Genomic DNA, 11,837 nt, shown 5'->3' with positions numbered 1-11,837 from the left:
GTCTTCGGATGAGGCCCCTGGCAGGGGCCTCAGGTCCCTGCCGGGGGCCGACCGGCCCATGCCGGTCTTCGGCGCGGCGGGCCCGCTTCCCCTCGTGGGGCCCGCCGCACCTCCCGCGGTCAGCGCAGCCGGCGGTTGCGGCCGACGAACGGGAGCCTGACCCGGAGCCCGCCGAGGCCGAGGGCGTCATCGATCTCGCCGCATCGCGTCGGCGTGCTCGGCGAGCCGTCCGACTGGTGCTTGGCCGGTGGCCACTCAGCAGTCCGCGTCGGCGCCATCATCACGGCGCCTGCGGGGGTCCTGCGGAAGCACGGCGGGTGGCAGCCCGAACTCCGGTCAGGACGCTCGTGGACGGCCATGGCGGTGATCCCTTCGAGGGGCTTCGATCAGTTCTTGACGTCCCCCACTCTCCCGACGTGCGCCCAAGGTCGCCGGATGCCGAAGGTCGGTGTCCACTGGGCTGAACGGCCCTCTCCGAAGGGCCGGTTGGGCTGTACGCCGGCCTTGTGTCGCGCGGCGCTCACGGGCACGCCGAAGCCGTCACGCTTCTCGGCTGCCGGCGCGCCTCGTTGCGAGGCCGGCCGGGGTCAGCGTGGACGCGTAGCTGGTGCCGCAGGTGATGGCGTACGCGGGTGTCGCCGGGCTGTGGGCGATCCTGCCCGCCCTCGCCCTGTACGCACAGCTGGGCTCCGCTCTCGCGGTCACGGTCGGCCTCTTGCGCCTGGTGGCACGGGTGGTGCGGCCCGTCCTGATCGGGTACCTGGCCGGGGTTTCCCCACCATCGAGGCCGACGCCGAGGTCGACATCACGGCACTCGACGCGGCGACGCACTCCGCCTCGAACTCTGCCCCACGTCTTCAGTGAGCCACCAAGCCGTACGCACGGAACGATTCCCGTACCCGCTCGACCGACTCCCGCGTCGGATTCGGGGTGTCGCCCAGCCGGAACGGGATGCCGAGGGCCTCGTACTTCGCGGCACCGAGCTTGTGGAACGGCAGGATGTCCACCCGATCCACAGAGCCGAGCTCCGCGAGGAACGCGGCCAGTCCGGTGACGGCTGCCGGGTCGTCCGTCCAGCCCGGCACCAGGACGTAGCGGATCCACATCGGAACGCCGAGCCGGTTCAGACGGGTGGCGAAGTTCAAGGTGGGCGCCAGCTCGCCGCCGGTCAGGCGACGGTAGGCCGGGACGTCGAAGGACTTGATGTCCAGGAGCACCAGGTCGGTGTCGGCCAGCAGCTCGTCGGTGGCGCGGGCGCCGAGGAAGCCGGACGTGTCGAGGGCGGTGTGCAGCCCGGCGTCCTTGCAGCGGCGCAGGATCTCACCGGTGAAGGCAGGTTGCAGCAACGGCTCACCGCCCGTGACGGTCACGCCGCCACCTGCCGCGGTGAGGAACGTCCGGTACTTCTCGATCTCGGCCATCACCTCGTCGACGCCTGTCTCCTCGCCGTCCCGCATGTGCCAGGTGTCAGGGTTGGCGCAGTACAGACAGCGCAGCGGGCAGCCGGACACGAAGAGAACGAACCGGGTCCCGGGCCCGTCCACGCCGGTGGACAGGTCCCAGGAGTGGATCCGGCCGGTGGTCGCCATCGGCTCACAACGATCCGTGGAAGGTGCGGCTGATCACGTCGAGCTGCTGCTCACGCGTCAGCCGGACGAAGTTGACCGCGTATCCGGACACGCGGATGGTGAGATCCGGGTACCTCTGCGGGTGCTCCATCGCGTCTTCCAGCGTGGCCCGGTCCAGGACGTTGACGTTCATGTGGAAGCCGCCGACCGTCATGTAGGCGTCGAGGATGCCGACCAGGTGCCCGGCGCGCTCGGCCGGATGATGGCCCAGCCCTTCGGGGGTGATGGTCGTGGTCAGCGAGATACCGTCCCGGGCCTGCTCGTAGGGCAGTTTGGCCACCGACAGGGCCGAGGCTGCGACGCCGTGCCGGTCACGTCCGTTCATGGGGTTGGCCCCGGGTGCGAAGGGCTGTCCGGACCGGCGGCCGTCGGGTGTGTTACCGGTGTGCTTGCCGTAGACGACGTTCGAGGTGATCGTCAACACGGACTGGGTGTGCTCGGCGTCCCGGTACGTGGGATGCCTGCGCAGCTTCGCCATGAACGACTCCACCAGTCCTACGGCGATACTGTCGGCGCGGTCGTCGTTGTTGCCGTACGCCGGGAAGTCTCCCTCGGTGCGGAAGTCGACGGCGAGCCCGGTGGCGTCCCGGAACACCTTCACGCGCGCGTACTTGACGGCGGACAGGCTGTCGGCGGCGACCGAGAGGCCGGCGATGCCGCAGGCCATGAAGCGGTGCACGGGGTGGTCGTGCAGGGCCATCTCGAGTCGTTCGTAGGCGTACTTGTCGTGCATGTAGTGGATGACGTTCAGTGCGTCGACGTACGTCTTCGCCAGCCAGTCCAGGACGCGGTCGTACGCCTGGGAGAGCGTCTCGTAGTCCAGGTACTCACCCGTGAGCAGGGGTGTAGGGGGCGCGATCTGCTCGCCCGTCATCTCGTCCCGGCCGCCGTTGACGGCATACAGAAGCGCCTTGGCCAGATTGACCCGCGCTCCGAAGAACTGCATCTGCCGGCCCACCGCCATCGCCGAGACACAGCAGGCGATCGCGGTGTCGTCACCGGTCCGCGCGCACAGCAGGTCGTCGGACTCGTACTGGACGGCGCTGGTGTCGATCGAGACCTGGGCGCAGAACTCCTTGAAGCCCGCGGGCAGTCGGGGAGACCACAGCACGGTCAGGTTGGGTTCCGGCGCCGGGCCGAGGTTGTACAGGGTCTGGAGGAAGCGGAAGGAGGTCCGGGTGACCAGGGTGCGGCCGTCCTCACCCATGCCGCCGATGGACTCCGTCACCCACGTCGGATCGCCGGAGAACAGCGCGTCGTACTCCGGAGTGCGCAGGAACCGCACGATCCGCAGCTTGATCACGAAGTCGTCGATCAGCTCCTGAGCGCGGGTCTCGTCGATGGTCCCGTCCGTCAGATCCCGTTGGAGGTACACGTCGAGGAATGTCGAGGTGCGGCCCAGCGACATCGCGGCGCCGTTCTGCTCCTTCACCGCGGCGAGGTAGCCGAGGTAGAGCCACTGCACGGCCTCGTGGGCGGTGGCGGCCGGCCGGGTGACGTCACAGCCGTACGAGGCGGCCATCTCGGCCAGTTCACCCAACGCCCTTGTCTGCTCCGCGAGTTCCTCCCGGTCGCGGATGACGTCGGCGGTGGAGGGGCGGGCGTCCAGCAGGGCCCGCTCGGCTCGCTTGGCCTCGATGAGCCGGTTCGTGCCGTAGAGGGCGACGCGCCGGTAGTCGCCGATGATCCGGCCCCGGCCGTACGCGTCGGGCAGGCCGGTGATGATGCCGGCCTTGCGGGCGGCGCGCATCTGCGGTGTGTAGGCGTCGAAGACACCGTCGTTGTGGGTCTTGCGGTAGGTGCCGAAGACCCGTGTCACGAACGGGTCGGGCTCGTAGCCGTACGCCTTCAGCCCGTTCTCGACCATCCGCAGCCCGCCGTTGGGCATGATCGCGCGCTTGAGCGGGGCGTCGGTCTGGAGGCCGACGATCAGTTCGCGGTCGCGGTCTATGTAACCGGGGGCGTGCGAGGTGATCGTGGAGGGGGTGGCGGTGTCGACGTCCAGGACGCCCCGGCTTCGCTCCTTGGGGAACAGCGCGCTGACCTTCCTCCACACCTCGCGGGTACGGTCGCTGGCGCCGGTCAGAAACGAGGCGTCGCCTTCGTACGGCGTGTAGTTGGCCTGGATGAAGTCGCGCACGTCGACGCGCTCCCGCCAGCGGGGCCCGACGAACCCACGCCAGGCCCCCTCCACCTGCACGTCTGCTGTCATGGTGGCGGTCATCGCCGTTCCTTCCTGGTGCTACTGGTCGGCGCACGCCTCAGCGGTGCACCAAGGGCCGTTCGAACTGGTCAGCGGTCACACTCCTGTGGCCGGTCGGCCGCGAGTGCCGCAGCATTCGCACGACCAACGCGTCGAGCACGGCGCTCACCACCACGGTCACCGCGGCGAAGATCACCAGCAGGACGGCGAACAGCCTCCAGAAGTCGGGAGTCAGTGAGGTACCCACAGAACTCACCCCCTCCGTCGGGCGGGTCGTCTCACGTCTTCATGCAACCGCCGTGGCGGTGCTGCCGCAGGGTGCCGAAGGTCGTCGAAGCGGAGCCGAGTGGTCCATCCGATGGACCGAGCGGCCCATGGGACGGCACCGCTGGCGGGCACAGGCTGGTACTGGCAGGTCCCACACCCGTCAGGAGGCACGCCATGATCCCCACTTCCACCCCCAGCATGCTGCGTGCCCTGCCTCCCGAGCACCAGGAGCGTCTGATGCGCTTCTCCCGTGAGGTGTCCTTTCCGCAAGGGGCACGACTGTTCGAGGAGGGCGGCCGGGCCGACCGGTTCTGGATCATCCGTACGGGCACCGTCGAACTGGACATGCACGTGCCCGGCCGCAGGGCGGCCGTCATCGAGACCCTGCAGCACAACGAACTCGTCGGGTGGTCATGGCTGTTCGCGCCGCACACCTATCACCTGGGCGCCGAGGCCATGACCCCGGTACGGGCGTACGAGTTCGACGCCACGGCCGTCCGCCTGATGTGCCAGGACGATCCGGCTCTGGGCAGCGCCGTGGCCCAGTGGGTCGGTGACGTCCTCGCCCACCGCCTCCGCTCGGCCCGGACCCGGCTCCTGGACCTCTACGCCCCTTACGGCTCCGACAGCCGCATCTGAACGCGAGGAGTCACCATGCACGGCAGCCCGCACATCGTCAGCGACGTCATGACCCACACCGTCGCCTCCCTCGACCGCGACGCCTCCTTCAAGGAGATCGTGCGGCTGATGCAGGACTGGAAGGTGAGCGCCCTGCCCGTCATCGAGGGCGAGGGCCGGGTCGTCGGCATCGTCTCCGAGGCCGATCTGCTGCCCAAGGAGGAGTTCCGCGACAAGGACCCCGACCGGCACACCCAGCTGCGCCGCCTTGCCGACCTGGCCAAGGCCGGCGCCGTCACCGCGGCAGAGCTGATGACCTCCCCGGCCCTCACCGTCCGCCCGGACGCGACCCTCGCCCAGGCCGCTCGGACCATGGCCCAGGCCAGGGTCAAGCGACTGCCGGTGGTCGACGAACTGGGCATGCTGGCCGGCATCGTCAGCCGCTCCGACCTGCTCAAGGTGTTCCTGCGCGACGACGAGGAGATCGCCGAGGAGGTCCGCCGCGAGGTGGTGTCCTACCTGTTCCCCGCGCCTTCGCCGATGATCCGCGTCGAGGTGCACGACGGAGCCGTCACTCTTGTCGGGCGGGTCCGCGACACGTCTCTGATCCCCGTGGCCGCTCACCTGGTACGCGCTGTCGAGGGCGTGGTGGACGTGGACTTCGCACCGGAGGGGCCCAGTGTCTCGGGCGACTCCTCGGAGGCGAGGCCCTCACTGCCCTAGTACGGCGTATGGACCCTACCGCGAACTCGGCGGTGTCATGGTCGGTTCCGACGTTGACCCAGCCGCTGTTGTGGGCGATGTCGTAGATCCCGGAAGGGATCACCACCGGCTGGTCGCCGGAGCCGACTTCGCTATGGGTACACCTCTACCAGCCCCCCTTCCACCGCCATCCTGGCCATCTTGTGGTTTCCTGCCCGCCGGCATCAACACCACCCTGCAGCGCCGGCTGCACCACATCGCATGAAGCAGGCTGGAACAGGCGGGGTCCGTCGCGCTGCACGCAACACGATCCACGGCCGCGACTGACGCTTCCCCATGTCCTCATCAACGAGCGGTCAAACAGACAGACGCATGATCAACAACCTATCTCGGAGCCAGTGAGCCTTGCCGACGCGGGGGTGACATGAGTCACGGAAAGTGGGCCGGGATCTTGGAATGCCCTGCTCCGCCGCGCTGCTGCACTTGTTGTGGGCTCATCATGCCCTGGGGGCGCCGGGCGACGATGCCGGGTGAGGGAAGCCGCTTCGACACGGTCCAGGCCCGCCCCCTCGTACTTCTGCACCACCTCCGAAAGGTTCTCCTGCGCCATGCCACTGGCTCTCCTGGCCCTGGCTGTTGTCGCTTTCGGCATCGGTACGACGGAATTCGCCACGATGGGGCTACTGCCCCAGATCGCTGACGGAATCGGCGTGTCCGTGCCACAGGCCGGCAACATCGTCTCCGCCTACGCCCTGGGTGTCGTCGTCGGTGCCCCCGTGCTGACCGGCATCGGCGCACGCATCCCGCACAAGAGGCTGCTGCTGCTCCTGTCCGGGCTGTTCGTCGTCGGCAACGTCGCGTCCGCGCTCGCCCCGAATTTCGGTCTGCTCTTCGCCGCGCGCTTCTTCGCCGGTCTGCCCCACGGGGCGCTGTTCGGCGTGGGCGCGGTGGTGGCGTCCCGGCTGGTCGCCCCCGACCGGGCCGCTCGCGCGGTCTCCAAGATGTTCCTCGGGCTGACCATCGCCAACATCGTGGGCGTCCCGGCCGGTACGGCGCTCGGGCAGCAGCTGGGCTGGCGGGCCGCCTACGTCGCGGTGGCCGTCATCGGCCTCGTCGCCCTGGTGGCGCTGTCCCTCTTCGTCCCCCACCAGCCGCGCGGCCCGCAGACCGGCGTCCGGCACGAACTGCGCGCCATGCGCAACAAGCAGGTGGCCATCGGGCTGGCCACGGCCGTCGTGGGATTCGGCGGATTCTTCGCCGTCTACAGCTACCTCGTGCCCATGCTCACCCATCTCACGGGCCTGTCCGACTCCTCGACCACACTGGTCCTCGCGCTCTACGGCGTCGGCATGACCCTCGGCACGCTCGTCGCGGGCCCCCTCACGGACCGCGCCCTGCGCCCGACACTGTACGCGGGACTCGCGCTGATGTCCTCGGCGCTGGTGGCGTTCTACTTCACCGTCCACAGCACCGTGCCCGCCCTCATCACGATCACGTTGATCGGCGCCATGGGCGCCCTCATCACCACGCCCGTCCAGATGCTGCTGATGGCCAAGGCGAAGGACGCCCCGACCATGGCGGCGGCCTCCAACCACTCCGCCTTCAACCTGGCCAACGCGGGTGGAGCCTGGCTCGGCGGCCTCGCGATCTCGGCGGGCTGGGGCTGGGCGTCACCGTCGCTGGTCGGCGCGGCGCTCGGCGTCGCCGGACTGGGGCTTGCGTTCATGGGCGGCTTCATGGACCGCGGCGGCAGCCGCTCCGAGGTGATCACGGGCGCCCAGTCCGAACGGGTCGCCGCCTCTCAGTCCCACAGCGGATAGGTCACGGTCGGGCCGAACTGTTCCGGCCGGGTTGCCGGGTACGTCAGCGTGATCCGGGAGTAGTGCGACACCTTGGGCTGCTTCTTCCAGGGCCGCGCACGGTCCAGTCGTACGGTCACCGGGTAGGCGTGGAAGTGCCCGGCCGCGCAGTACGGCTTGCAGTCGTTGACCCAGTTCACGCCCTTGGCCTGTGCGCCACGGGCGTCCCATCGGGTCCAGTGCAGGGAGGCCAGGCGGCTGTTGCCGTCCCCGCAGGCGAGCATGAAGTCCGTCGGGCGCACCTGTGGGTGCCACAGGCAATCGACGAGGACCGGCGGCGCGGTGCGTGCCTGGGCGGTCTGCGTCACGGGTGCCGGCGCGGGCCAGGCCGCGGGCGAGGTGCCCGCGGCGGTGGCAAGGGTGGCCACGGCGAAGAGCGCGACCGTCGTGGTGAGTGCGCGTAGCTGCATGGCCGATCCCCGCTGCCGCTGGCCGACGGATGTCCCGTCTTTGACGCTACGACCCTGAGCCTGCGCTCACCACTCGAACAGAGCAGTGCGCGGTCGGCTCAGGCGGCTGCCGCGGGCGGCAGCGGGAAGAGCATGCAGGAACTGGTCGCGTGTGCCAGCACCCGGTCCTCGGCGTCGACCAGCGTGGCCTCGGCGAGCGCCGTCTGCCGGCCGCGGTGGACGATTTTGCCGATGGCCCGCACCGGGCCGGTGTCCACCGACACCCGCTTGAGGAACTTCACGCTCAGGTCGAGCGAGGTGTAGCCCATGCCCGCGGGCAATGTGGACTGCACCGCGCAGCCCAGCGCCGAGTCGAGAAGGGTGGCGTAGACGCCGCCGTGCACACTGCCGATCGGGTTGTAGTGATCCTCGCCCGGGACGAGCGAGAAGACCGCGCGGCCCTCGGACACCTCGTCGAGCGTGAAGTCCAGGGTGGCGGAGATCGGCGCCGCCGGAAGCCTGGCGTCCCTGACGTCACGCAGGAAGTCCAGGCCGGAGGAGCGGCCCACGGCACCGGCCGTGACCATGGGATCGTCCCATGTGTATGTACGTGTGCGTCCCATGCGCCTGCGCCCTCCCGGCTGACTTCGTACGCCGAAGCTAGACCTGCCCGCAGCTGACTGTCAATGACGAAGCCAGCTGGCTACCATGGCCCGGTGGACTGGCTCGCATTCAGCACCGAGAACTGTTCCGTGCAGCGCACCCTCGACGTGGTGGGAGAGAAGTGGACGCTGCTGATCGTGCGGGACGCAGCCAACGGCGTGCGCCGCTTCGACGACTTCCGCAGGCACATCGGCCTGTCGGAGGCGGTCCTCAGTGACCGGCTGCGCAAGCTGACCGAGGCCGGCATCCTCACGACCGTCCCCTACCGCGAACCCGGCAGCCGCTCCCGCAACGAGTACCGCCTGACCCGGAAGGGCTGGGACCTGTGGCCGGTGCTCGTCGCTCTGCGCCAGTGGGGCGAGACGCACACCCCGGACCCGGCCGGCGTGGTCCTCGACATGCGGCACAACGCCTGCGGATGCCCGGTCCGCGCGGTCGTCGAATGCACCGGGGAGCACGGCGCGCTGACCCCGAGGGACGTGACGGTCGAGCCGGGGCCGGGAGCGCGGCCCCTGACCTGACGCGGCGCGGCGTTGGGAGGGGCGGGCGGGAGTTCCCGCTCTTCATCGGGGCCTTCCTTCGTGGATACCCGGGCCTTCAGGCCGGGGAGGAAACGAAGCTCCTGCGGAGCAGGGCAGGAGAAGTCGGTTCGCCGCCAGGGCGGACCGGCGTCCACCGCCCACCGGCCAACACGCCTTGCTCACATGGGAGCTGATAGAGTGTGAGGTATGGCGGAGCAGGTCAAGCGGGCGTTCAGGTACCGCTTTTACCCCACGGACGAGCAGGCGGCGGAGCTGTCGCGCACGTTCGGCTGTGTCCGCCTCGTCTATAACAAGGCGTTGGAGGAGCGAACCCGGGCCTGGTACGGCGAGCAGCGCCGGATCACCTACGTGCAGTCCTCCGCCGCGCTCACCCAGTGGAAGAAGACCGAGGAACTCGCTTTCCTGACCGAGGTGTCCTCGGTTCCGCTGCAGCAGGCGCTGCGTCATCTGCAGACGGCGTTCGCCCACTTCTTCGCCAAGCGCTCGCAGTACCCGCGCTACAAGTCGCGCAAGAAGTCCCGTGCGTCGGCCGAGTACACCCGCAGCGCCTTCACCTGGCGCGACGGACAGCTCACGCTTGCCAAGATGGCGCAGCCTTTGGACATCCGCTGGTCGCGTCTGCTGCCCGAGGGTGCGGAGCCGACCACGGTGACGGTGTCCCGCGACGCGGCGGGCCGTTGGTTCGTGTCGATGCTCTTCGAGGACGCCATCGCCCCGGCCCCTGCCACGAATGCGGCGGTCGGCGTCGACGCCGGGATCACCTCCCTGGTGACCCTGTCCACCGGGGAGAAGATCGCCAATCCGAAGCACGAGCGGCGGGATCGCGCCCGCCTGACCCGCGCGCAGCGAGAGCTGTCCCGGAAGGCGAAGGGCTCCGCGAACCGGGAGAAAGCCCGTCGTCGTGTTGCCAAGGTCCATGCGCGGATCGCTGACCGGCGCCGCGACTTCCTGCACAAACTGACCTCGCGCATCGTCCACGAGAACCAAGTGGTCGTGATCGAGGACCTCACCGTCCGCAACCTGCTGAAGAACGGCGCGCTCGCGCGCGCCATCTCCGATGCGGCGTGGACGGACCTGCGCATGATGCTGGAGTACAAGTGCGCCTGGTACGGGCGCGAACTCGTGGTGATCGACCGCTTCTTTCCCAGCTCGAAGCTGTGCGGAAACTGCGGCACGGTCGCGGCGAAGCTGCCGCTCAACGTCCGTGAGTGGACATGTGCCTGTGGCGCGGTGCATGACCGCGACGTAAACGCGGCACGCAACATCCTGGCCGCCGGGCTGGCGGCATCTGCCTGTGGAGACGGTGTAAGACCTCAACGGGAGTCCTCCCGGACGGGGCGGTCGTCGGTGAAGCAGGAACCCCAGCGGGCGACCGCTGGAATCCCCCGCCTTTAGGCGGGGGAGGAAGTCAAGGCGTTGGTTCCTTCCCGTACGGGGTTCAGGGCTTGAGGCGGCCGGTGGCGAACATCGCGGCCGACCAGGCCGTGAGCGCCGCCGCGAGGCACCAGACGACGGCCAGGGCCCAGCCCGCAACGACGTCGCCCTGGCCGAGGAAGCCGATCCGCTCGACCTGGACCAGCCAGAAGACCGGGTCGAGGCGGCTCAAGGCGTCCCAGAAAGGCGGCAGTTGATGGACCGAGTAGAAGACTCCGCCGAGGAAGCCCAGCGGCAGCAGGATGATCGACTCCATCGAGTAGACGTGGTCGAGGGACTTCGCATGGCCGCCCGCGATCACACCGACCTGTGCGGCGACCAGGAGTACGCCGAGCGTGCCGAACAGCAGGACGAAGGGGCGGGCCGGGGCGCCGCCGTGGGTGAGCGGGAGCGCTGCCGCGAGGACTCCCGCGCCCACGACGATGCCTCGGGCGATGCCACCGCCCACCAGTGCCGCGTTGATCTCCCACCACCTGAGCGGGCTCGCGAACACGTCGTTGATGTAGTGGTCCCGGCGGGCCTCGAACAGGCTGGTCGTGCCGTTTAAGAAGCCGACGTTGACGATGGCCTGCGCGAAGAGGCCGGGCACGATGAAAGTGCCGTAACCGACGCCGCCGATCGTGTCGACGTGCCGGCCGAGAGCCGACCCGAAGACCACCACGAACAGCACGGTCGACAGCACCGGGCCGACGACGCTGTAGCGCCAGATGGTGAGGAAGCGCAGGACCTCCCGTTCCAGGAGCCAGAGGAACGGCGATCGCTCCGGCCGGAACGGATCGTCGTACGCAGGGCGGGCCGGGGCTTCGGTGCCGCTCACGAGGCGACCTTCTCCGCCGTGATCACCCGGGCGTAGACCTCGGCGATGTCCCGGGCCGCGTACCGCTCCCGCAGCGAGGCGGCGGATCCGCGGTCGACGATCCGGCCCGCGCGCAGAAGCGCGATCTCGTCGCACAAGGTCTCCGCCTCCTCCAGGTAGTGCGTCGTCAGCAGGACGGTGGTGCCCGCTGCGTTGAGGCCCTTGACGACCCGCCAGATCTCCGAGCGCAGCTCGACGTCGACGCCGGCCGTCGGTTCGTCGAGGATGAGAAGACGGGGGCGGTGCATGAGTGCCCGCGCGAGGACGAGGCGCCGTTGCATGCCGCCGGAGAGTTCGTAGGCGCGTACGTCGGCCTTGTCGTCGAGGCGGAACAGGGCGAGCAGTTCGTCGGCGCGCAGGGCGGCTGCCTTCCGGCCGATGCCGTGGTAGCCGGCGTGGTAGATCAGGATCTGCCGGATGGACAGGAACCGGTCGACGTTGATCTCCTGTGCGGCCAGGCCGAGGAGCCGGCGGGCCTGACGGTCGCGGTGGTCGTGGCCGAAGACGGAGAGGGTACCGGCGCTGGGTCGGACGATGTTGCACACCGAGCCGATCAGCGTGGTCTTCCCGGCGCCGTTCGGGCCGAGCAGGCCGAAGAAGGCGCCGTCCGGTATCTCCAGGTCGAGCCCGGCCACCGCGGTGAAGCCGTCTTCCTAGGTCTTGCGCAGTCCCTCGA

At 69.4% G+C, this 11,837-nt stretch carries 12 protein-coding genes and 2 pseudogenes; 6 read left to right on the top strand and 8 right to left on the bottom strand.

Annotated features, from left to right (window positions below; genetic code table 11):
* Positions 1-604 precede the first annotated feature (604 nt).
* Positions 605-775, top strand: a pseudogene (locus ACFULQ_RS27995) (sodium-independent anion transporter); the annotation flags it as partial.
* Positions 776-857: 82 nt separating this feature from the next.
* Here ACFULQ_RS27995 and pflA read toward each other — a convergent pair.
* From pflA to ACFULQ_RS27980, 3 genes are read right to left on the bottom strand one after another with little or no spacing between them, the layout of a single operon-like run.
* A complete protein-coding gene (gene pflA / locus ACFULQ_RS27990) occupies positions 858-1,589 on the bottom strand; it encodes a pyruvate formate-lyase-activating protein (protein WP_383548799.1) in 732 nt (243 codons plus the stop codon).
* Positions 1,590-1,593: 4 nt separating this feature from the next.
* Positions 1,594-3,852, bottom strand: coding sequence for a formate C-acetyltransferase (gene pflB / locus ACFULQ_RS27985; RefSeq protein ID WP_383548796.1), 2,259 nt, complete (start codon positions 3,850-3,852; stop codon positions 1,594-1,596).
* 37 nt (positions 3,853-3,889) lie between these two features.
* Positions 3,890-4,078: a hypothetical protein gene (locus ACFULQ_RS27980; RefSeq protein ID WP_383548793.1), complete on the bottom strand. Its 189-nt coding sequence runs from the start codon at positions 4,076-4,078 to the stop codon at positions 3,890-3,892.
* Between the two features lie 194 nt (positions 4,079-4,272).
* On the opposite strand from ACFULQ_RS27980, the gene ACFULQ_RS27975 reads away from it, so the two are divergent.
* Together ACFULQ_RS27975 and ACFULQ_RS27970 are read left to right on the top strand one after the other, a co-directional pair.
* Complete coding sequence (locus tag ACFULQ_RS27975) at positions 4,273-4,737, top strand: Crp/Fnr family transcriptional regulator (RefSeq protein ID WP_383548789.1); 465 nt, start codon at positions 4,273-4,275, stop codon at positions 4,735-4,737.
* Positions 4,738-4,752: 15 nt separating this feature from the next.
* Entirely contained in the window at positions 4,753-5,439 is a 687-nt protein-coding gene (locus tag ACFULQ_RS27970) for a CBS domain-containing protein (RefSeq protein WP_383548786.1), read from the top strand.
* Between the two features lies 1 nt (position 5,440).
* On the opposite strand, the pseudogene ACFULQ_RS27965 reads toward ACFULQ_RS27970, so the two are convergent.
* Positions 5,441-5,560 (bottom strand): annotated as a pseudogene (locus tag ACFULQ_RS27965) (hypothetical protein); the annotation flags it as partial.
* A 466-nt stretch (positions 5,561-6,026) separates the two neighbouring features.
* Here ACFULQ_RS27965 and ACFULQ_RS27960 point away from each other — a divergent pair.
* Positions 6,027-7,238: an MFS transporter gene (locus ACFULQ_RS27960; protein WP_383548783.1), complete on the top strand. Its 1,212-nt coding sequence runs from the start codon at positions 6,027-6,029 to the stop codon at positions 7,236-7,238.
* Here the strand turns inward: ACFULQ_RS27960 and ACFULQ_RS27955 are convergent.
* Positions 7,220-7,687 carry a hypothetical protein gene (locus tag ACFULQ_RS27955; RefSeq protein ID WP_383548780.1) on the bottom strand — a complete coding sequence of 156 codons (468 nt, stop codon included), beginning with the start codon at positions 7,685-7,687 and terminating at the stop codon, positions 7,220-7,222. The genes ACFULQ_RS27960 and ACFULQ_RS27955 overlap by 19 nt on opposite strands.
* Positions 7,688-7,785: 98 nt before the next feature.
* On the bottom strand, positions 7,786-8,289 hold the full coding sequence (locus ACFULQ_RS27950) for a PaaI family thioesterase (RefSeq protein ID WP_383548778.1): 504 nt from the start codon (positions 8,287-8,289) through the stop codon (positions 7,786-7,788).
* A 93-nt stretch (positions 8,290-8,382) separates the two neighbouring features.
* On the opposite strand from ACFULQ_RS27950, the gene ACFULQ_RS27945 reads away from it, so the two are divergent.
* Positions 8,383-8,850, top strand: a complete 468-nt coding sequence (locus tag ACFULQ_RS27945; RefSeq protein ID WP_383548775.1) for a winged helix-turn-helix transcriptional regulator — start codon at positions 8,383-8,385, stop codon at positions 8,848-8,850.
* A 207-nt stretch (positions 8,851-9,057) separates the two neighbouring features.
* Complete coding sequence (locus ACFULQ_RS27940; protein ID WP_383548773.1) at positions 9,058-10,266, top strand: RNA-guided endonuclease InsQ/TnpB family protein; 1,209 nt, start codon at positions 9,058-9,060, stop codon at positions 10,264-10,266.
* A gap of 43 nt (positions 10,267-10,309) precedes the next feature.
* On the opposite strand, the gene ACFULQ_RS27935 is transcribed toward ACFULQ_RS27940, so the two are convergent.
* The gene (locus tag ACFULQ_RS27935; protein ID WP_383548771.1) at positions 10,310-11,122 is read right to left on the bottom strand and encodes an ABC transporter permease; all 813 of its coding nucleotides are present in this window, start codon (positions 11,120-11,122) and stop codon (positions 10,310-10,312) included.
* The gene (locus ACFULQ_RS27930) at positions 11,119-11,796 is read right to left on the bottom strand and encodes an ABC transporter ATP-binding protein (RefSeq protein WP_383548769.1); all 678 of its coding nucleotides are present in this window, start codon (positions 11,794-11,796) and stop codon (positions 11,119-11,121) included. Before ACFULQ_RS27930 ends, ACFULQ_RS27935 begins: the two co-directional genes overlap by 4 nt.
* Positions 11,797-11,837 lie beyond the last annotated feature (41 nt).

The sequence above is a fragment of the Streptomyces sp. NPDC057253 genome (assembly GCF_042669125.1).
GTDB lineage: Bacteria > Actinomycetota > Actinomycetes > Streptomycetales > Streptomycetaceae > Streptomyces.
Note: the sequence above shows the minus strand (reverse complement) of the source record. Positions and strands in the feature narration are given on the sequence as shown.